This is a genomic window from Telluria sp. ZB4P34, assembly GCF_059686055.1.
Map to the genome: position 1 here is coordinate 568,402 of NZ_JCASIF010000001.1, position 18,084 is coordinate 586,485.

Annotated in this window: 19 protein-coding genes and 1 tRNA gene; all 20 read right to left on the bottom strand. The window is 63.8% G+C overall.

The features are described from left to right. Position 1: 1 nt before the first annotated feature. Positions 2–1,501 carry an NADH-quinone oxidoreductase subunit M gene (locus tag AC56KL_RS02485; RefSeq protein ID WP_497178559.1) on the bottom strand — a complete coding sequence of 500 codons (1,500 nt, stop codon included), beginning with the start codon at positions 1,499–1,501 and terminating at the stop codon, positions 2–4. Positions 1,502–1,537: 36 nt separating this feature from the next. Continuing rightward, positions 1,538–3,658 (bottom strand): NADH-quinone oxidoreductase subunit L, encoded by a 2,121-nt coding sequence (gene nuoL, locus AC56KL_RS02490; protein WP_497178560.1) that lies wholly within the window; start codon positions 3,656–3,658, stop codon positions 1,538–1,540. 38 nt (positions 3,659–3,696) lie between these two features. Next, a complete protein-coding gene (nuoK, locus tag AC56KL_RS02495; protein ID WP_027863874.1) occupies positions 3,697–4,005 on the bottom strand; it encodes an NADH-quinone oxidoreductase subunit NuoK in 309 nt (102 codons plus the stop codon). Beyond that, positions 4,002–4,685: an NADH-quinone oxidoreductase subunit J gene (locus AC56KL_RS02500; RefSeq protein WP_497178561.1), complete on the bottom strand. Its 684-nt coding sequence runs from the start codon at positions 4,683–4,685 to the stop codon at positions 4,002–4,004. Before AC56KL_RS02500 ends, nuoK begins: the two co-directional genes overlap by 4 nt. A 17-nt stretch (positions 4,686–4,702) precedes the next feature. Continuing rightward, positions 4,703–5,191, bottom strand: a complete 489-nt coding sequence (gene nuoI / locus AC56KL_RS02505; RefSeq protein ID WP_036249070.1) for an NADH-quinone oxidoreductase subunit NuoI — start codon at positions 5,189–5,191, stop codon at positions 4,703–4,705. A 14-nt stretch (positions 5,192–5,205) separates the two neighbouring features. Beyond that, positions 5,206–6,297, bottom strand: coding sequence for an NADH-quinone oxidoreductase subunit NuoH (gene nuoH, locus AC56KL_RS02510; RefSeq protein ID WP_497178562.1), 1,092 nt, complete (start codon positions 6,295–6,297; stop codon positions 5,206–5,208). Continuing rightward, on the bottom strand, positions 6,297–8,651 hold the full coding sequence (gene nuoG, locus AC56KL_RS02515; RefSeq protein WP_497178563.1) for an NADH-quinone oxidoreductase subunit NuoG: 2,355 nt from the start codon (positions 8,649–8,651) through the stop codon (positions 6,297–6,299). Before nuoG ends, nuoH begins: the two co-directional genes overlap by 1 nt. Before the next feature lie 21 nt (positions 8,652–8,672). Beyond that, positions 8,673–9,968 (bottom strand): NADH-quinone oxidoreductase subunit NuoF, encoded by a 1,296-nt coding sequence (nuoF, locus tag AC56KL_RS02520; RefSeq protein WP_497178564.1) that lies wholly within the window; start codon positions 9,966–9,968, stop codon positions 8,673–8,675. Next, on the bottom strand, positions 9,965–10,441 hold the full coding sequence (gene nuoE, locus AC56KL_RS02525) for an NADH-quinone oxidoreductase subunit NuoE (protein WP_497178565.1): 477 nt from the start codon (positions 10,439–10,441) through the stop codon (positions 9,965–9,967). The genes nuoF and nuoE overlap by 4 nt, the downstream gene beginning before the upstream one ends. Before the next feature lie 28 nt (positions 10,442–10,469). Further along, positions 10,470–11,723 carry an NADH-quinone oxidoreductase subunit D gene (locus AC56KL_RS02530; protein WP_497178566.1) on the bottom strand — a complete coding sequence of 418 codons (1,254 nt, stop codon included), beginning with the start codon at positions 11,721–11,723 and terminating at the stop codon, positions 10,470–10,472. Further along, positions 11,723–12,319 carry an NADH-quinone oxidoreductase subunit C gene (locus AC56KL_RS02535; RefSeq protein WP_497178567.1) on the bottom strand — a complete coding sequence of 199 codons (597 nt, stop codon included), beginning with the start codon at positions 12,317–12,319 and terminating at the stop codon, positions 11,723–11,725. Before AC56KL_RS02535 ends, AC56KL_RS02530 begins: the two co-directional genes overlap by 1 nt. Positions 12,320–12,334: 15 nt before the next feature. Next, positions 12,335–12,811: a NuoB/complex I 20 kDa subunit family protein gene (locus AC56KL_RS02540; RefSeq protein WP_020654624.1), complete on the bottom strand. Its 477-nt coding sequence runs from the start codon at positions 12,809–12,811 to the stop codon at positions 12,335–12,337. Positions 12,812–12,814: 3 nt separating this feature from the next. Then, a complete protein-coding gene (locus tag AC56KL_RS02545) occupies positions 12,815–13,174 on the bottom strand; it encodes an NADH-quinone oxidoreductase subunit A (RefSeq protein WP_027863883.1) in 360 nt (119 codons plus the stop codon). A 289-nt stretch (positions 13,175–13,463) separates the two neighbouring features. Next, a tRNA-Leu gene (locus AC56KL_RS02550) sits at positions 13,464–13,548 on the bottom strand. A gap of 221 nt (positions 13,549–13,769) precedes the next feature. Continuing rightward, positions 13,770–14,264: a preprotein translocase subunit SecG gene (secG, locus tag AC56KL_RS02555; protein ID WP_497178568.1), complete on the bottom strand. Its 495-nt coding sequence runs from the start codon at positions 14,262–14,264 to the stop codon at positions 13,770–13,772. A 72-nt stretch (positions 14,265–14,336) separates the two neighbouring features. Then, on the bottom strand, positions 14,337–15,086 hold the full coding sequence (gene tpiA, locus AC56KL_RS02560; RefSeq protein WP_497178569.1) for a triose-phosphate isomerase: 750 nt from the start codon (positions 15,084–15,086) through the stop codon (positions 14,337–14,339). A 106-nt stretch (positions 15,087–15,192) separates the two neighbouring features. Further along, a complete protein-coding gene (locus tag AC56KL_RS02565) occupies positions 15,193–16,173 on the bottom strand; it encodes an NAD(P)H-quinone oxidoreductase (protein WP_497178570.1) in 981 nt (326 codons plus the stop codon). A gap of 69 nt (positions 16,174–16,242) precedes the next feature. Further along, the gene (locus tag AC56KL_RS02570) at positions 16,243–16,695 is read right to left on the bottom strand and encodes a hypothetical protein (protein ID WP_497178571.1); all 453 of its coding nucleotides are present in this window, start codon (positions 16,693–16,695) and stop codon (positions 16,243–16,245) included. A 90-nt stretch (positions 16,696–16,785) separates the two neighbouring features. Beyond that, on the bottom strand, positions 16,786–17,022 hold the full coding sequence (locus tag AC56KL_RS02575) for a hypothetical protein (protein WP_497178572.1): 237 nt from the start codon (positions 17,020–17,022) through the stop codon (positions 16,786–16,788). Positions 17,023–17,081: 59 nt separating this feature from the next. Next, entirely contained in the window at positions 17,082–18,068 is a 987-nt protein-coding gene (locus AC56KL_RS02580; protein WP_497178573.1) for an MYG1 family protein, read from the bottom strand. Positions 18,069–18,084 lie beyond the last annotated feature (16 nt).

The following is an 18,084-nucleotide window of genomic DNA, read 5'->3' on the forward strand; positions in this document are numbered from 1 at the left end:
TTTATTGAGGCAATTTGCCGGCTGCAACGTGCTGCAGCAGGTCGGTGACCGACACCTGCAGCGTCTCGGCGATCGGCGCCGGGTACAGGCCCATCCACAGGGTGGCGATCGCGAGCACGCCCAGGATGGCGAACTCACGGCCATTCAGGTCGGTGAGCTCGGCCACGTGCTTGTGCACGACCGGGCCGAACACGACGCGCTTGACCATCCATAGCGAGTAGGCGGCGCCCAGGATCAGGGCGGTGCCCGACGCCACGCCGGTCCAGAAGTTGAACTCGACGGCGCCCAGGATCACCATGAATTCGCCGATGAAGCCCGAGGTGGCCGGCAGGCCGGCGTTGGCCATCGAGAACAGCACCGCGAAGGCGGCGAACTTCGGCATGGTGTTGACCACGCCGCCGTAGTCGGCGATTTCACGCGAGTGGACGCGGTCGTACAGCACGCCGATGCACAGGAACATCGCGCCCGACACGAAGCCGTGCGAGATCGACTGCATCAGGCCGCCCTGCACGCCCAGGTCGTTGAACATGAAGAAGCCCAGGGTGACGAAACCCATGTGGGCGATCGACGAGTAGGCGACCAGTTTCTTCATGTCCTTCTGCACCATCGCCACCAAGCCGATGTAGATCACGGCGATCAGGGACAGCACGATGACGACCGGGGCCAGGTACTGCGAGGCGTCCGGGGTAATCGGCAGGGAGAAGCGCAGGAAACCATAGGCGCCCAGCTTCAGCATGATCGCGGCCAGCACCACGGAACCGCCGGTCGGCGCTTCCACGTGGGCGTCCGGCAGCCAGGTGTGCACCGGCCACATCGGCACCTTCACGGCGAAGGCCATGAAGAAGGCGATGAAGATCAGTATCTGCTCGTTCATCGTGAGCGGCAGCCTGTGCCATGCCAGGATGTCGAACGAACCGGACAGGTTGTACAGGTAGATGATCGCGACCAGGGTCAGCAGCGAGCCGAAGAACGTGTACAGGAAGAACTTGAATGCCGCATACACGCGGTTCGGGCCGCCGAACACGCCGATGATGATGTACATCGGGATCAGGGTGGCTTCGAAGAAGAAGTAGAACAGCAGGCCGTCCAGCGAGGCGAACACGCCGATCATCAGGCCCGACAGGATCAGGAAGGAACCCATGTACTGGCCGACGCGGTCTTCGATGACCTGCCATGCCGCCAGCACCACAATGATGGTGATGAAGGCGGTCAGCGGGATGAACCACAGCGACATGCCGTCCACGCCCAGCTTGTAGAACACGTTGAAGCGTTCGATCCAGCTGGCGACTTCATAGAACTGCATGCCGTGGGCGCCGCTGTCGAAATTCATGATCAGCGGCAAGGTCGGCAGGAAGCTGACGACGGCGCCGACCAGTGACAGCAGGCGGGTGAAGCCGGCGTTCTTGTCGCGGCCGACGGCGAGCACGATCAGGCCGAAGACGATCGGGAGCCAGATCGCCAGGCTCAGGTAAGGAGGAAATGTAGAAATTGACTGCATCATTTTTCGCTTTTCGCTTTTCTTATCACTGTGCCTGGTTTAACCGCGCCAGAACGGGAAGAACCACAGCAGGGTAGCCAGCACGCCGACGATCATCACGAATGCATAGTGATAGATGTAGCCCGTCTGGAAGGTACGGGTGATCGTCGAGAACCAGCCGACCAGCTTGGCCGAACCGTTGACCATCAGGCCATCGATCAGGCCGCGGTCGCCCACTTTCCACAGGCCGTTGCCGATGCCGCGCGCGCCGCCGGCGAACACGACCTCGTTGAACTTGTCCATGTAGTACTTGTTGTCCAGCAGGGTGTGCAGGAACTTGAACTTGGCATAGAACCAGGCCGGGACGCGCGGGTTGACCATGTAGCAGTAGTAGGCCAGGACCACGCCCGCCAGCGCCAGCCAGAACGGTGCGGTCTGCAGGCCGTGGATGGCCATTGCCATCGGGCCGTGCCACATGCCGCTCAGTTCGGCCATGGCCGGGTGGTTCGGATTGACCGTGATGACGTCCTTGAAGTAGTCGCCATGGACCATCGGGCCGAGCGCCAGGTAGCCGATGATGACCGACGGGATCGCCAGCAGGATCAGCGGCAGGGTCACGACCCACGGCGACTCGTGCGGCTTCTGGCCCGGGGCCAGGCCATGATGGTGATCGTCATGGCCATGTTCTTCTTCATGGTGCGCGTCCGAATCGTGCAGGGCGTGCGGGTCGGCGTGGCCGTGGCCGCTAGCTACCGCCTGCTTGTGGTCATCGTGTGCATGGCTGTCGTGGCCATGCGCGGTATGCCAGCGCTCCGGGCCGTGGAAGACCAGGAAGTACATGCGGAACGAGTAGAAGGCGGTCACGAACACGCCTGCCAGCACCGCGAAGTTGGCGAAGCCGGCGCCCGGGATGGTGGTCGCGTGCACCGCCTCGATGATCGAATCCTTCGAGTAGAAGCCCGAGAAGAACGGGGTGCCGATCAGTGCCAGCGAGCCGAGCAGCGAGGTGATCCAGGTGATCGGCATGTACTTGCGCAGGCCGCCCATGTTGCGCATGTCCTGGTCGTGGTGCATGCCGATGATGACCGAACCCGCGCCGAGGAACAGCAGCGCCTTGAAGAAGGCGTGGGTCATCAGGTGGAACACGGCCACCGAGTAGGCCGAGGCGCCCAGCGCGACGGTCATGTAGCCCAGCTGCGACAGGGTCGAATAAGCGACGACGCGCTTGATGTCGTTCTGGATAATGCCCAGGAAGCCCATGAACAGCGCCGTGATCGAGCCGATCACGATGACGAAGCTCAGTGCGCCGTCCGACAGTTCGAACAGCGGCGACATGCGCGCCACCATGAAGATGCCGGCGGTAACCATGGTTGCCGCGTGGATCAGCGCCGAGATCGGGGTCGGGCCTTCCATCGAGTCCGGCAGCCACACGTGCAGCGGGAACTGCGCCGATTTACCCATCGCGCCGATGAACAGGCAGACGCAGGCGGCGGTGAGCAGCGGCCAGCCGATGCCCGGCACGGTCATGTTCACCAGTTTGTCGGCCTGCGCGAAGGTTTCGTCGTAGTGCATGGTGCCCGAGGCGGCCAGCAGCAGGCCGATGCCCAGGATGAAGCCGAAGTCGCCGACGCGGTTGACCAGGAAGGCCTTCATGTTCGCGAAGATCGCGGTCGGGCGGGTGTACCAGAAGCCGATCAGGAGGTACGAGACCAGGCCCACCGCTTCCCAGCCGAAGAACAGCTGCAGGAAGTTGTTGGACATGACCAGCATCAGCATCGCGAAGGTGAACAGCGAGATGTACGAGAAGAAGCGGTTGTAGCCTTCGTCCTCGGCCATGTAGCCGATCGTGTAGATGTGCACCATCAGCGACACCGAGGTCACCACGCACATCATCGTCGCCGACAGCGTGTCGATCTCGAAGCCGACCGCCATCTTGAGCGTGCCCACGGTCATCCAGGTGTAGATGTCTTCATTGAAGTAGGCGCCGCCGAGGACCGCCATCAGGGTTTGCACCGAGATGACCAGGGCGATCAGGACGCCGAGGATGGTCGCGGTGTGCGACACCTTGCGGCCGACCACATTGCCGAAGAACTTGGTGCCCAGCAGGCCGGCGATCGCCGAGCCCGCCAGCGGCGCCAAAGGCACCGCCAGTAACATTGAGGAAGAGAGTTGCCCCGCCATGTTGAACCTTAATCGTTATTGTTAATCAACCGAGACCGTCAGCCCTTCAGGCTGTCGAGGTCTTCCACATTGATCGTGTCCAGGTTACGGAACAGGACCACCAGGATCGCCAGGCCGATCGCCGATTCGGCGGCCGCGACGGTCAGAATGAAGAACACGAAGATCTGTCCCGCCGCGTCTCCCAGGTAGTGCGAGAACGCGACGAAGTTCAGGTTCACCGCCAGCAGCATCAGTTCGACGGCCATCAGCAGGATGATGATGTTCTTCCGGTTCAGGAAGATACCGATCACCGAGATCGCGAACAGGATCGCGCCCAGGATCAGGTAGTGTGCGAGCGACAAGGTCATGGGTTCTCCTTCGGTATGGCCGGCACCCCGGCTGCTGCGGCCGCTGCTGCCGCCGCACGTTCGGTGGCGGCTGCATCGATGGCGCGCTGGTTGACCGCGTCCATCTTGACGATGCGCAGGCGGTCGTTACGCTTGACGCGGACGGCGGCGCCCGGGTCGATGGCTTTGCTGTCCTTGCGCTTGCGCAGGGTCAGCGCGACTGCGGCGATGATCGCCACCAGCAGGATCACGGCCGCGATCTCGAAGCCGTAGATGTACTTGGTATAGATCAGCAGGCCCAGTTCCTTGGTGCCGCCGATGTTCAGGGCGGCGGCCTCGGCCGACAGGTCGGTCTGGCTGTACGAGCGATACAGCACGGCGCCCATCTCGAGCACGATCAGGGCGCCGATGCCCGAGGCCAGCGGCAGGTAGCCCCAGAAGCCCTCGCGCATCCGCTCGACGTTAATGTCGAGCATCATGACGACGAACAGGAACAGCACCATCACGGCGCCGACATAGACCAGCACCAGCACGATGGCCAGGAACTCGGCCTTCAGCAGCATCCAGATGCCGGCCGCGTTGAAGAATGCCAGCACCAGGAACAGTGCGGCATGCACCGAGTTCTTGGTGGTGATGACGCACAGGCTCGCGATGACCATCACGAGCGCGAACGCGTAGAACAGGAAAGTGGTGAATTCCATGAATTGACAGCCTCTTCTTATCGGTACTTCGCGTCCGCTTCGCGGGCGCTAGCGATGTCGTTTTCGTAGCGGTCACCGACCGCCAGCAGCATCTCTTTGGTGTAGTAGAGGTCGCCGCGCTTCTCGCCGTGGTATTCCAGCACGTGGGTTTCCACGATCGAGTCGACCGGGCAGGACTCTTCGCAGAAGCCGCAGAAGATGCACTTGGTCAGGTCGATGTCGTAGCGCGTGGTGCGGCGGGTGCCGTCTTCGCGCTGCGCCGATTCGATCGTGATCGCCATTGCCGGGCACACTGCCTCGCACAGCTTGCAGGCGATGCAGCGCTCTTCCCCGTTGGGGTAGCGACGCAGGGCGTGCAGGCCGCGGAAGCGGTTCGACATCGGCGTCTTCTCTTCCGGGTACTGGACCGTGATCTTGCGCGACAGCGCATACTTGCCGGTCAGGGCCAGGCCCTTGAAGAGTTCGGACAGCATCAGGCTGCCGACAAATTCTTTAATCCGATTCATTTTGAGTTGCTTCCTTACTTCAGAGCAGGCCAGATGTTCAGGGGCGAGTGCATCCAGAGGGCGACCACGACCAGCCAGAACAGGGTCAGCGGGATGAACACTTTCCAGCCCAGGCGCATGATCTGGTCATAGCGGTAGCGCGGGAAGGTGCCGCGGACCCAGATCATCAGCGAGACCATGATGAACATCTTCAGGAACAGCCAGAAGAAGCCGCCGATCGCGCCGAATTCCAGGAAACCGAACGGCGCCGACCAGCCGCCCAGGAACAGGATCGATGCCAGGGTCGCGATCAGGATCATGTTGGCGTATTCGGCCAGCATGAACATCGCGTAGGACATGCCCGAGTACTCGACCATGTGGCCGGCCACGATTTCCGATTCGCCTTCCACCACGTCGAACGGGTGGCGGTTGCACTCGGCCAGGCCGGACACGAAATAGATGACGAACAGCGGCAGCAGCGGCAGCCAGTTCCAGGACAGGAAATTCAGGCCCATGTCGGCCATGACGCCGATCTGCTGGCTCAGGACGATGTCCGACATGTTCAGGCTGCCGGTGACCATCAGCACCACCACCAGCACGAAGCCGATCGGGATCTCGTAGGAGATCATCTGTGCCGAGGCGCGCATCGCGCCCATGAACGAGTACTTCGAGTTCGAGGCCCAGCCGGCGATGATGATGCCGTAGACTTCCATCGAGGTGATCGCCATCAGGAACAGCAGGCCGGCATTGACGTTGGCCAGCGCGGCTTGCGGACCGAAAGGCACCACCGCCCAGGCGGCCAGCGCCGGCATGATGGTCATGACCGGACCGATCACGAACAGGCTGCGGTTGGCCTTGGTCGGGATGACGATTTCCTTGAGCAGCAGCTTGAGCGCATCCGCGATCGGCTGCAGCAGGCCGCCCGGACCCACGCGGTTCGGGCCCACGCGGATCTGGATCCAGCCGATCAGCTTGCGCTCCCACAGGGTCAGGTAGGCGACCAGGCCCATCAGCGGCAGCAGGACCACGATGATCTTCAGCAGGGTCCACAGGATGGGCCACGCGAAGCCGATCGGGCTGGCAGCGCCGAATTCGTAAAAGTTATCGATAAATCCGGGCGTTGCCATTATTTGCCGCCTCCTGCTTGCTCAGTCGCTTTACCAACTGCTTTCTCAACATTGATCGAACCAAACATGGCGCCGAGGGTGGCGACGGCCGGGTGGCCGGCGGCCACGCGCACCGCGTTCGACGGCAGGCGCTTGTCCACGTTGGCTACGAGCACGGCGCTGCCGGAACCCTGGGTCACGCGCACCAGTTCGCCCGCCTGCACGCCGATCTGCTCGGCAACGGCGGCCGACAGGTTCACCAGGGGCGCATTCGCGTCGGCGGTGCGCTGCAGCGGCTCCGAACGGCGCGCGAGCGCGTCGGTGAAGTAGATCGGCACGTCGGCGACGCGCTCGAGCTGGCCGGCCGGGGCGTACTGGCCGGCGGATGGCTGGAGGCGCGCGACGTTGTTCAGCTTGGCCGACAGGTCGGTCACGCCCTTGCCGATGGCTTCGTCGCGGATCGATTCCGAGGTCTCGTAGTCGAAGCCTTGCAGGCCCAGCAGGTTGCCGAGCACGCGCAGCACTTTCCAGGCCGGACGGGTTTCGCCGAGCGGCTTGACGGTGCCGTTGAAGCTCTGGGCGCGGCCTTCGCAGTTCACGAAGGTGCCGGCGGTTTCGCTGAACGGCGAGACCGGCAGCAGCACGTCGGCGAAGTCGAAGCCGTGCTTGAAGGCCGACATGGCGACGACCATCTCGGCGCCGTCCAGCATCGCACGGGCCTGCTGCGGGTTGGCCGCATCCAGTTCCGGTTCCGCGTTCAGCAGCACGTAGGCCTTCTTCGGCGATGCGAAGACAGCCTCGCCCTTGCCCGTCGCGCCGACGATATGGCCGCCGACGGTGTTGGCGGCGTCGACCAGGTAGCCGAAGGAGCAGCCGGTCTGTTCGGCGATCCACTGCGCGGCGGCGTGGATCTTCGAGGCTTGCGGGTGGTAGGAGGCGGCGTTGCCCAGCAGTACGGCGCCCGGGGTGTCGACGCCGACCAGGGTCGCGGCGATGCCTTGCGCGCCCTCGCCTGCCTGGACGTTCTCGAAGCCCGACGGTGCGGCGATGCCCTTGGCGCCGGCGACGGCCGACACGACTTCCGACAGCGCGGCCAGCCAGTCGGCCGGGGCGGCGATCACTTTATTCGCGATCGGCATCAGGAGGTCGTCATCGCTCGCACCGAGCAGCGACAGCTTGGTGCCGCCCTTGGTGGCAACGCGCAGGCGGGTCGTGACCAGCGGGTGGTCCTTGCGCAGGTTGGAGCCGATGACGAAGGCGCGCTTCAGTTGCGAGATCTGCGCGATCGGCATGCCCAGCCACGGGGTCACCTGGCCGTCCAGGGCGAAGTCGCTCTGGCGCAGGCGGAACTCGATGTTGTCCGAGCCAATGCCGCGGATCATCTTGTTCAGCAGGTACAGTTCTTCCAGCGTCGAGTGCGGGGTGGCGACGGCGGCGATGCTGTCGGCGCCGTGCTCGTGGCGGATGTTACGCAGGCCGTGGGCCACGTATTCCAGCGCGGTCTGCCAGTCGGTGTCGATCCACTTGCCGTCCTGCTTGATCATCGGGTTGACCAGGCGGTCGGCGTTGTCCAGCGCCTCGTACGAGAAGCGGTCCTTGTCCGACAGCCAGCACTCGTTGATGGCCTCGTTTTCCAGCGGCAGCACGCGCATGACCTTGCCGCCCTTGACCTGGACGATCAGGTTGGTGCCGAGCGAGTCGTGCGGCGAGATCGACTTGCGGCGCTGCAGTTCCCACGGACGCGCCGAGTAGCGGAACGGCTTGGAAGTCAGGGCGCCGACCGGGCACAGGTCGATCATGTTGCCCGACACTTCCGAATCGACGGTCTTGCCCACGAAGGTGGTGATCTCCGAGTGCTCGCCGCGGCCGACCATGCCGAATTCCATCACGCCGGCCACTTCCTGGCCGAAGCGCACGCAGCGGGTGCACTGGATGCAGCGCGCCATCTCTTCCATCGAGATCAGCGGGCCGGCCTCTTTCGGGGCCACCACGCGCTTTTCTTCCTCGTAGCGCGACTGGCCCTTGCCGTAGCCGACGGCCAGGTCCTGCAGCTGGCATTCGCCGCCCTGGTCGCAGATCGGGCAATCGAGCGGGTGGTTAATGAGGAGGAACTCCATCACCGACTTCTGCGCCTGCACGGCCTTGTCGCTGTGGGTGCGCACGATCATGCCCGGCGACACCGGGGTGGCGCAGGCCGGCATCGGCTTGGGCGCCTTCTCGACTTCCACCAGGCACATGCGGCAGTTCGCTGCGATCGACAATTTCTTGTGATAGCAGAAGTGCGGGATATAGGTCCCGAGTTTGTTTGCGGCGTCCATCACCATGGAACCTGGTGCGACTTCGACTTTTTTGCCGTCTAATTCAATTTCAACCATTTGATCGTTACCTGACCTGGTTTAAAGGTATGCGGGCACGAGGCAGTGCTTGTGCTCGATGTGATATTCGAATTCCTCGCGGAAGTTCTTGATCATCGCTTCGACCGGCATCGCGGCGGCGTCGCCCAGCGCGCAGATGGTGCGGCCCTTGATGTTGCCCGCGATGTTGTTCAGCAGGTCCATGTCTTCCGGACGTCCCTTGCCGTTCTCGATGCGGTGGACCATGCGGTACATCCAGCCGGTGCCTTCACGGCACGGGGTGCACTGGCCGCAGGATTCTTCGTAGTAGAAGTAGGACAGGCGCAGCAGCGACTTGACCATGCAGCGGGTCTCGTCCATGACGATCACGGCGCCCGAACCCAGCATCGAGCCGGCCTTGGCGATCGAGTCGTAGTCGAGGTCGGTATCCATCATGACCTCGCCGCGGATCACCGGCGCCGACGAACCGCCCGGGATCACGGCCTTGATCTTCTTGCCGCCGCGCATGCCGCCGGCCAGCTCCATCAGCTTGGCGAACGGGGTGCCCAGCGGGACTTCGTAGTTGCCCGGACGCTCGACGTCGCCCGAGATCGAGAAGATCTTGGTGCCGCCGTTGTTCGGCTTGCCGAGGCCCATGTAGTTCTCCGGGCCCAGGTTCAGGATGAAGGGGACGGCCGCGAAGGTCTCGGTGTTGTTGATCGTGGTCGGCTTGCCGTACAGGCCGAACGAGGCCGGGAACGGCGGCTTGAAGCGCGGCTGCCCCTTCTTGCCTTCGAGCGACTCCAGCAGCGCGGTTTCTTCGCCGCAGATATAGGCGCCGTAGCCGTGGTGGGCGTGCAGCTGGAAGGAAAATTCGCTGCCCATGATCCTGTCGCCCAGGAAGCCGGCGGCGCGCGCCTCTTCCAGCGCTTCCTCGAAGCGCAGGTACTCCTGGAAGATCTCGCCGTGGATGTAGTTGTAGCCCACGGTGATGCCCATCGCGTAGGCGCCGATGGCCATGCCTTCGATCAGCGCGTGCGGGTTGTAGCGGATGATGTCGCGGTCCTTGAAGGTACCCGGTTCGCCTTCGTCGGTGTTGCAGACGAGGTATTTCTGGCCCGGGAACTGGCGCGGCATGAAGCTCCACTTCAGGCCGGTCGGGAAACCGGCGCCGCCGCGGCCGCGCAGGCCCGAGGCCTTCATGTCGGCGATGATCTGTTCCGGCGTGATCTTCTCTTCCAGGATGCGGCGCAGCGCCGAATAGCCGCCGCGCTTGACGTAGTCGGCCAGGCGCCAGTTGTCGCCGTTCAGGTCCTTGAGGATCAGCGGATTGATGTGACGGTCGTGCAGGCTGGTCATTTGTTCAGTTCCTCAAGCAGGGCGTCGATCTTGTCGTCGCTCATGAACGAGCACATGCGGTGGTTGTTCACCAGCATCACCGGTGCGTCGCCGCAGGCGCCCATGCACTCGCCTTCCACCAGCGTGAACTTGCCGTCGGCCGTGGTCTCGCGATAGCCGATGCCGAGCGCGTCCTGGATGCGCTGGCCGGCGCGTTCGCCGCCCGACAGGGCGCACGGCAGGTTGGTGCAGACGGTGATCTTGTTCTGGCCGACCGGCTTGATGTTGTACATGTTGTAGAAGGTCGCCACTTCCTGCACGGCGATGGCCGGCATGCCGATGTAGTCGGCGATTTCCTGCATCGTTTCCGGCGACAGCCAGCCCAGTTCGACCTGGGCGTGGGCCAGCGAAGCCATCACGGCCGACTGGCGTTGATCGGCTGGGTACTTGGCCAGCTCGCGATCGATTTTTTTATAGCATTCCTGCGATAACATTTTCTTGACCTCTTAACGGACGTTAGCGTCACCTATCGATACTGCCGAACACGATATCCTGGGTGCCGATGATGGCCACCGCGTCTGCAATCATGTGGCCACGCGACATTTCGTCGAGGCTCTGCAGGTGGACATAGTCCGGGGTGCGGATCTTCAGGCGGTAGGGCTTGTTGGCGCCGTCCGACACGATGTAGATGCCGAACTCGCCCTTCGGGTGCTCGATCGCCGCGTAGGCCTCGCCCTCCGGCACGTGGAAGCCCTCGGTGAACAGCTTGAAGTGGTGGATCAGCGATTCCATGTTGGACTTCATGTCTTCGCGGTTCGGCGGCACGATCTTGTGGTTGTCGATCATGACCGGGCCCTGGTTCACGCGCAGCCAGGCGACGCACTGCTTGATGATGCGGTTCGACTGGCGCATCTCTTCGATGCGCACCAGGTAGCGGTCGTAGGAGTCGCCGTTGGTGCCGACCGGGATGTCGAAGTCGACCTTGTCATAGGCCGCGTAGGGCTGGGTCTTGCGCAGGTCCCAGGCGATGCCCGAGCCGCGCAGCATCGGACCGGTGAAGCCCATCGCCAGCGCATCTTCCGGGCTGACGACACCGATGCCGACGGTACGCTGCTTCCAGATGCGATTGTCGGTCAGCAGGGTCTCGTATTCGTCCACGTAGCCGTCGAAGCGCTTGGTAAAGGCTTCGATGAAGTCCAGCACCGAACCCTGGCGGTCGCGGTTCAGTTCGTCGATCGCCTTCTTCGAGCGGATCGGCGATTCCTTGTGCTGCGGCATGCGGTCCGGCAGGTCGCGGTAGACGCCGCCCGGGCGGTAGTAGGCCGCGTGCATGCGCGCGCCCGACACCGCCTCGTACACGTCGAACAGGTCTTCGCGGTCGCGGAAGGCGTACAGGAAGGGGCCCATGGCGCCGATGTCGAGCGCGTGCGCGCCCAGCCACATCAGGTGGTTCAGGATACGGGTGATCTCGTCGAACATGGTGCGGATGTACTGCGCGCGGATCGGCGCTTCGACGCCCAGCAGCTTTTCCACTGCCAGCACGTAGCCGTGCTCGTTGCACATCATCGACACGTAGTCGAGGCGGTCCATGTACGGGACCGATTGCAGGTAGGTGCGGGTCTCGGCCAGCTTCTCGGTGCCGCGGTGCAGCAGGCCAATGTGCGGGTCGGCGCGCTGGATCACTTCGCCATCCAGCTCCAGCACCAGGCGCAGCACGCCGTGCGCTGCCGGGTGCTGCGGACCAAAGTTCAGGGTGTAATTCTTAAGCTCAGCCATTATTTCGATGTCCCGTAGGTTTCTTCACGGATCACGCGCGGGATGTTCTCGCGCGGCTCGATCGTCACCGGTTGGTAGATCACGCGTTTCTGTTCAGGGTCGTAGCGCATCTCGACATAGCCCGTGATCGGGAAGTCCTTGCGGAACGGGTGGCCGATGAAGCCGTAGTCGGTCAGGATGCGGCGCAGGTCGCCGTGGCCGTCGAACAGGATGCCGAACAGGTCGAAGGCTTCGCGCTCGAACCAGTTGGCGGCGCGCCAGATGCCGGTGATCGACTCGACCATCGGCATGTCTTCATCCGGGCAGAAGGTGCGCACGCGCACGCGCCAGTTATGCTGCACCGACAGCAGGTGCACCACGACCGCGAAGCGCGGACCGTCCCAGGTGCCTTCGCCGTATTGGGAATAGTCGACGCCGCACAGGTCGATCAGTTGTTCGAATGCGAGCGCAGGCGTGTCGCGCAGCGCCTGCATCGTGCTGAGGTAGTCGGCGGCCTTGACCACCACGGTCAGTTCGCCCAGCGCCTGCTTGACGGTCGCGCCCTCGCCCAGTGCATTTTTCAGGGCGAGTTCAAGGGTTTCGAGTTTCGTCGTCATGGTGTTTCGCTGTTCTTAGCGCGCGATGGTGTTGGTGCGCTTGATCTTGTTTTGCAGCTGCATGATGCCGTACAGCAGTGCTTCCGCGGTCGGCGGGCAGCCCGGCACGTAGACGTCCACGGGGACGATGCGGTCGCAACCGCGCACCACCGAATACGAGTAGTGGTAGTAGCCGCCGCCGTTGGCACAGGAACCCATCGAGATCACCCAGCGCGGCTCGGCCATCTGGTCGTACACCTTGCGCAGGGCGGGAGCCATCTTGTTGCACAGCGTGCCGGCAACGATCATCACGTCGGACTGGCGCGGCGACGGGCGGAACACAATGCCAAAACGGTCGAGATCGTAGCGGGCGGCGCCCACATGCATCATCTCGACCGCGCAGCAGGCCAGACCGAACGTCATCGGGAACATCGATCCCGTGCGCGCCCAGTTGATCAGCTTATCGGCTGTGGTGGTAATGAAACCTTCGTTTAATACGCCTTCAATTGCCATGGCTTATTCCCAATCAAGGGCACCTTTCTTCCAGATGTACCAGAAGCCCACGATGAATTCGGCGATGAACACCATCATCGTGATGAAACCGGTCCAGCCCAGTTCGCGCATCGAGACGCCCCATGGGAAGAAGAATGCCGTTTCCAGATCAAACAAAATAAACAGGATCGCCACCAGGTAGTAGCGAACGTCGAACTTCATGCGCGCGTCTTCGAAGGCTTCGAAGCCGCATTCATACGGGGACAGCTTGGCCGCGTCGGGGCGGTGCGGGCCGAGGATGCGGCCGAGCACCTGCGGAGCGACACCAACGCCGATGCCAACCAGGATAAAGAGAAGAACGGGGAGATAATTTTCGAGGTTCACGTGAAGCCTATTTGAACGATCGGTTAAAGAAACACTGCAGGGCTGCAGCGCCGAATCGCGCGAACCTGGCCGGACGGCCTTGCAAACCTACTGCGCGTTGCACTGCCGGTCTGCGATGCTCGCCGTACTCGAGTACGGCTGTGCTTCTCGACCGGCATTGCCGCCGCTCGCTACGGTTTGCAAGGCCGTCCGAAGATTGCTACCAGGATCGTACGACTGATCCTCGTGAAAAAGCCAGCGCAGGCAGGAGAGCGATCGCTCATACGCCCTTGCTGGCTCTTTCGTATCTTGGTGCCGACGGCGAGACTCGAACTCGCACAGCTTGCGCCACTACCCCCTCAAGATAGCGTGTCTACCAATTTCACCACGTCGGCTGGAGACCAGTATTTTACCCTGCCTTAGCACTACTTTTCAATGCACAAATTGCGCGATCACAAGGAAATTACGCAATTACTCAACATTTCTTTTAAGGCTAGCCATCTTTACAGCAGGGCCGGCAGCATTGAGGGCTGCCCATCCTTCACTACGATGCGACCCGCTCGATGGCGAGCCGCATTCTACTCCACATCCGGGACGGGCGTACGGCCCGGCCGAATTACTTGGTCGGCGCCGGCGTGGCAGGAGCGGTGGCCGGTGCTGCCGGGGCCGGAGCGGCCTGGTCCGGCGCCGCAGGAATGGCGACGCCCGGCGTCTGCGGAATGTCGTTGGCCGGAACGACCGTGGTCGGGCCGGCGTTCGGGCCTGCGCCCGGGACATCGTTCGGGATGCCGGCGGCCGGCGCTCCGGTGGCCGGGGCCGCCGACGACGGCACGGTCACGCGCTCCATCACGCCGCCGTCCGGACCAGCGGTGCGGGAATTGCTGAACCATGCCAGCGCCAGGGTCGAGGCGAAGAAGACGGCGGCTGCGAACGCGGTCGACTTCGACAGGAAGTTCGACGAGCCCGAGGCGCCGAACAGGCTGCCCGAGGCGCCCGAGCCGAAGGCCGCGCCCATGTCGGCGCCCTTGCCGTGCTGGACCAGCACCAGGCCGATGATGGCCAGGGCCGAAATAACCTGCACAACAATAATCAGATTGAACACGGTGTTCATTGCAATTCCATTTCCAAGTTAACGACGACGTTGAAGTACTTTGCTGCTTGAGAGCCTTGGCCCTTGATTCTGTTACTTGGCCGCGCGGACGATACCGAGGAAATCCGCCGCCTTCAGTGCCGCACCACCGATCAGGCCGCCGTCGATGTCCGGCTGCGCCATCAGGTCCGCCGCATTATCCGGCTTCATGCTGCCGCCGTACAGCACCAGCGTGCGTTGCGCCGCATCGGCGTTGCATTCGCGCAGTTTTTCGCGCACGGCGGCGTGCACTTCCTGGGCCATTTCCGGTGTCGCGGTCTTGCCCGTGCCGATCGCCCATACGGGTTCGTAGGCCAGCACGATCCTGTCGACGGCGTCGCTACCAACAGCTTCCAGCACGGCTTCCAGCTGTGCGTCGACCACTTCCATGGTCTGCCCGCCTTCGCGCTGCGCCAGGGTTTCGCCGACGCAGACGATCGGGGTCAGGCCCGCGTCGAGCGCCGCTTTCGCCTTCCTGGCGACCAGCTCGTTCGTTTCGCCGTGGTAGGCGCGGCGCTCCGAGTGGCCGACGATCACGTAGCGAGAGCCGAAATCCTGCAGCATCGACATGCAGACTTCGCCCGTATAGGCGCCCACCGGATGACAGGACACGTCCTGCGCACCCCAGGCGACCGGGGATCCTTGCAGGATTTCTTCACACTGGAACAGGTAAGGCGCCGGCACGCACACCGCCACGGAGGCCTTGGCATCGCCCAGTCCTTCGAGGATGCCGTTCAGGAGCGCGGCATTGGCAGCGCGGCTGCCGTTCATTTTCCAGTTACCTACGACGAGTTTGGCACGCATACTAACCCACGGATAAATTAACCCGCTATTCTAGCGGTCGAATATGTGGCGGTCAAACAATGACTGAGCCCTGCCGACACGCCACTTCCCTTTTTGATTCAATCTCTTAGACCACTTCCAGCACGATCTTGCCCACGTGCGTGCTGGACTCCATCAGCGCATGCGCCTCGGCCGCCCCGGCCAGCGGGAAGCTGCGGTAGATCACGGGCTTGAGCTTGCCCTGTTCGAACAGCGGCCAGACGCGCTCGCGCAAGCTGCGGGCGATCGCGGCCTTGAAGGCCACCGGGCGCGGGCGCAGGGTCGAACCGCTGATCGTCAGGCGGCGGCGCAGCACCTGGCCCAGGTCGATCTCGGCCTTGGCGCCGCCGAGCAGCGCGATCAGGGCGATGCGGCCGTCGTCGGCCAGGCAGTCGATCTCGCGCGGCAGGTAGTCGCCGGCCACCATGTCCAGGATCACGTCGACGCCCTTCCCGCCCGTCAGTTCCTTCACTACGGCAGCGAAGTCTTCGCTGCGGTAATTGATGCCGCGCTCGGCGCCCAGCTGCTCGCAGGCACGGCACTTGTCGTCCGTACCGGCAGTGGCGAACACGCGGTGGCCCAGGGCCGCCGCCAGCTGGATGGCGGTCACCCCGATGCCCGAGCTGCCGCCCTGCACCAGCAGCGATTCGCCGGGCGCCAGCCGGGCGCGGTCGAACACATTTGACCAAACGGTAAAAAACGTCTCGGGCAACGAGGCCGCTTCAAACGGGCTCAGACCTTGCGGGATGGGCAGGCACTGCGCGGCCGGCGCGCTGCAGTACTCGGCATAGCCCCCGCCCTGCACCAGCGCGCAGACCATGTCGCCCCTGGCGAAACCGGCCGCGGCATGGTCGCCGCCGACGATCTCGCCGGCCACTTCCAGGCCCGGCAGATCGGAGGCGCCGGGCGGCACGGGGTATTTACCCAGGCGCTGCAGCACGTCGGGACGGTTGATGCCGGCGGCATGTACCTTGATCAACACTTCGCCAGGCCCAGCGACCGGCATGGGCCGTTCGCATGGCTGCAGGACCTCCGGCTTGCCGGGCTGCGTGATTTCGATGGCGCGCATGGGAACTCCCGTGTTGAAAAAACCGCAATTGTAAGGGAGCCGGCGAAAAGCTGCGCGCCCGTCTACGCATCAGCCGGGCCAGCGCGTGCTGCGGCTGCCATGGAATTGGTCCTGCGGCAGGCAGTATCCAATTTCTCGACGGACAAATTCACGCCCATCCGCGGAGCGGAGATGCACCACGCATTCGAAGGGATCGCCACACGGGATGTAGGGCGGCCGTTTCGGCAGCGGCAGCTTGAATTCAATGGAAACGGTTGCTGCGGCGAGTATGTGGGAAGTGAGGCCGTGCCTGGCGAGCGCGGCGCGCAGGTAAAGCGCCCAGGTATGTGCCGCGCTGTTGCAGACGGGCGATACAGGCCGTGCGGTGCTGTCGAGCAGGTCGAACGCGACCCGGTTGGCCGATGCACGCGCTTCCGCGTAGAGTACGCCGAGCCCCCAGTAGCCCTCGATATCGTTGTTACGGCTGATGAACTTGCTGAGTAGACCTGCGGCCGTGTGATTGAACCTGCTTTTGGCAATCATGCCCATACCCCAATCGATCGCCGGATGCCTGGCATCACGCGACGGATCGACACAGTTGGACGGGCCAGGGGGTCAGCATAGCACACTGGCTCAGGAGCGCATGTGCCGATTGGGCTCCGGCGCGGCGCTGACACCCACCAGCGTGTCGCGCCGCAGCCGCACGCGCGTATGCGGCGTACGGATGCCGGCGCACATTCCCCAGGCCGCGGCCCAGCGCAGCGCCCGGTCCGTGTCCGGCCCGAAGGGCCGCGCCGCCGATGCGCGCTTCAGCGCCGCGGACATCCGCTGCATCGCGTACAGCTTTTTCATCGAAACCATCTTGGCCATGGGACCAAGATAAAGTGTCCGGCCGCGACAGACCGTGCCTTACCTAACGCTGTGCCTACTCAGGGCGAAACTGCCTCGCGCGGCGTGTACAGGGGCGTCCGGCCCTCGTCCACGGCCTGCAGGGCCTGCCTCGCCATCGCGTAAGCGCCTTCGTAGGATTTCGCAGCAGCAATGAAGCGCCCGTTGTGGCAGAACTTCGCATCGGGCACGCCGGTCACCGCCGCCAGGTCGGCGTCGCGCAGGCCGGCCCAGCTCTCGGGCAGGTCGGCGCGCGCGTCGAAGGTGTCGGTGGTGGCCGGCACGGTGTGCAGCATGTAGCGGTCCTCCGACAGGCTATGGCTGAGCACGAAAAGCACCTTCGGCATTTCCTTGCGCACCACCGAGCTCCAGGGCAGCGCTGCATTCTCCAGGAACAGCAGGCGGCCGTTTTCGAACGCCGCCGACCGGCGCACCTGGGCCAGCGCCAGGATCGCGCCCACGCGGTACTTCACCGAGTTGACGATCACGTCGGTGAGGAAGTCCATGGCCTTGCGGAACTGGGCCAGCCGGTAGGCTTCCGCCTCCTGCCCGTAGCCGAGGCGCTGCTCGTCCAGCCAGTTCGGGTTGTAGCCCGACACCACGGCCGACATGCCATAGCCGCCGGGCGCGTTCCTGGCGGCGCCGACGTCGGACAAGTCGAGGTACTGCACGATGTCGGCGTCGATCGCATAGGCCATCTGCTGCGCCGTGTCGGGGTCGAGCTGGTGTCCGGTGTGCAACGCGGCCAGGTGCGCGACGCAGCGCGCGCCGTAGTCGCGCCACACCAGGCCGGCGCTGGCGTAGGGCACGCCGCTGCCGCGGGCGCCTTCGAAGCCCTTCTGGTGATGGTCGAAGCGGCCGGCGGCCGGGTCCCAGACGCCGCCGACGTCGACTACGAAATCGGCGGCCTCGATGATGGACGGCTCGCGCGTCCTGACGATCTCGGCCTCAGGGAACAGGATGTGCAGGACGGCCACCGCCCATGCGTCGTCGGCATGAAACTTGCCGTTGTGGGTCACGATGACCATGTGTGCTCCGGAATGC